1 protein-coding gene and 1 pseudogene are annotated in these 2,392 nt (G+C 58.2%); one reads left to right on the forward strand and one right to left on the reverse strand.

What is annotated here, in order from left to right:
• Positions 1–1,394: 1,394 nt before the first annotated feature.
• Complete coding sequence (locus tag GGD62_RS40455) at positions 1,395–1,679, reverse strand: DUF3892 domain-containing protein (protein ID WP_061883155.1); 285 nt, start codon at positions 1,677–1,679, stop codon at positions 1,395–1,397.
• Positions 1,680–1,940: 261 nt separating this feature from the next.
• On the opposite strand from GGD62_RS40455, the pseudogene GGD62_RS40460 reads away from it, so the two are divergent.
• Positions 1,941–2,392: pseudogene (locus GGD62_RS40460) on the forward strand (IS3 family transposase); the annotation flags it as partial.

Here is a 2,392-nt window from a genome sequence, read left to right on the forward strand (position 1 = left end):
CGAAGCCGAGCAACGCTACTACGCCATGCTGGAACAGCCCGCCATGGCGGCATAACTTAAACCAAATAGCCTCCGGCAAACCCGGGGCGGTTCACCCGCCTCGATACGCAGCCTATCTCAGGCCGTCATCACCCAGTTTCCCGCATAGCTCCTTGAGAGAGCGCTCGGTCTTCACCGCTTGCGGCAACTAAAGCAGAGATATGGGGAGGTCAGCGCACCGTTCGCGTCGGCCTGATCGTTCTGCGTGACCACCAATCTTGGTAGGTCACTTCAGATAGCTTTCCCGCTAGTCTCCATTGCATCCCGTAGCAACGGGCCTAACGGGAAAGCCGGACGGGTTAGCCTTTTGATGCCCAGGCTAGCCACCGAAGTTGGCAGCACGCGATAGTGACCGTGCTTTCCTTTGCTCTCCAGAGGGAGGCTCACGTCGCTTCTGACTTCCCCGGAAGTGCGGATGCGGCAGGGACAGCGCCCTTATCTAAGGCCCCCCGGTCGATAAGGACGCCGAGTCGCGTCCACGCTGCTTTTCAAGTTGTCGATTTATCACCGAGCGGCGTTAAGTCGTTCAGTCCTTTAACGCCTGTCACGTTACAAACCTTACAATTTAAGGGTGTAACTATCACCGGGGCTCGCTTTTCATCAATCCGCAGTATTTCCAGATTGAAGGATTGCTGGAATTCAAGGAATGCTCACGGCCAATCCACCGATACCCGGCAAAAGACGGAGCACGACGAACATGGCCGTACAATCCGGACGGCATACGGATGCGGGAGCGCAAAGAACTAAAGTCGCAATTCGGCGCGCGCAAAAACGGAAGCCGACAGCACAGGAACTCGCCAACGCGTTTTGTTTCGCGACGCGCGTATTCGATGACTGTGACCCCAAAACGGGTGTGTGGCTTGAGATACGAGATCGCATGGTCGGAACCCCTGATGGACGCTTCTATCTTATAGAAGGTCCTGGCATTGGGCTCGACGCTCGTGAAGTCGTAACGCCTTACAGTTTTGAGGCCGTCTTCGCTTGGCTGCAAGATTGCCCGGAGCAGATTGAGCGGACAGTAATTGTCAACACGAAGTTATTGCCCGAGCAGTCGTGTGCTTGACGCTCGCAGCCATCATAGGCTCGTCCGTATTGTTCTCGACGGCAATCGGCTCACACGGGCCGCTTTTCGTTTCATGGATGGCCGCGCAGTCTCGTCAGCTTTTGGTCAGCCAGGGCGGATACGGAGCCCCGCAGTTAGCGGGACGTGGCAGGGACAGCGCGATGGCACCAGAACGGTCAGCGCCGAGTCACGTGCCGCTAGCTTCTATGGTAGTGCGGGCGGGGCAGGGACAGCGTCCTGTCATGCCCCAAGCCAACAGGCGCCGAGTCTCGCCCGCACTGCCTGCGATCCCTCACGGACACTCAGGGAGCGAGAGGAGATTGTCCGGTTGAATTCCGTCCACTGTTGTCTTGATGTACTTGTGTCGGCCGTCGGTCGCGACGATGACCTCGACAGTGATGCCTGATTCTTCGACGTAGTACTCCCACTCGCGGCTTTCGATATCTCGGATAGTCTTCGCGACGGATAGCCTCCATCGCGTTCCGTCTGAATTCAGCCCGCCGACAAATTTGATTCTCTCATGTGCGTTTCGCCTGTCAGACTTGTTTATGCAACGAATGCGCACGCGTTTTGCCATGCGGGGTGTCTCCCGTCTCTGCAAGCTGTCGGACCAGCTTAGAGATTGCCTGACGACGTGGGGCCGACCGGTTCTGGTAGTTGTGCCAGGGCTTTTCCTGATGAATGTATCGTACCGTCAGCTTCTTCCGCTGCTGTGAGGCTGGCTGTGTCGAAGTTGGCGGTGCGTTGCAGGGACAGCGCTCTGCCTCCAACGCTCGGGCGCCGAGTCACGTTGCCGCACCCGTTTATATCCCACAGGGGGCGCGCAGCGCCCGCTCAGTTTTTTAGAAGGAGCGCTCACCAAGGCGGGATTGCTGAGCGCAAAGCGATGATCGACCGTGAGCACGATCTGTCGATCACGAAGCAGGCAAAGGTTTGGAAGATCAGCCGCGGCAGCGTGTATTATCCGCCGCGTCCAGTTTCTTCAGCCGACCTCGAGATCATGCAGCGTCTCGATCGGCTGCACCTGGAGTATCCCTTCGCCAGTTCGCGTATGTTGCGAGGCCTGCTGGCTTTGCAGGGGTGCAAGATCGGCCGTCGGCACGTGAAGACGCTGATGCGGCGGATGGGGATAGAAGCGCTTTATCGCCGTCCACGGACGACAAAGCCCGAGCCGGGCTATAAGATCTACCCGTACCTGCTGCGCGGGATGGAGATCACGCGACCGAACCAGGTGTGGGCGATGGACATCACCTACATCCCGATGGCGCGCGGCTTCGTCTATCTGGCGGT

It is taken from the genome of Bradyrhizobium sp. ERR14 (genome assembly GCF_014198235.1).
Taxonomy (GTDB): domain Bacteria; phylum Pseudomonadota; class Alphaproteobacteria; order Rhizobiales; family Xanthobacteraceae; genus Bradyrhizobium.

Coding starts and splice junctions, on each gene's coding strand:
- GGD62_RS40455 (WP_061883155.1), bottom strand. CDS start 1,679: ATGGCAAAACGCGTGCGCATTCGTTGCATAAACAAGTCTGACAGGCGA.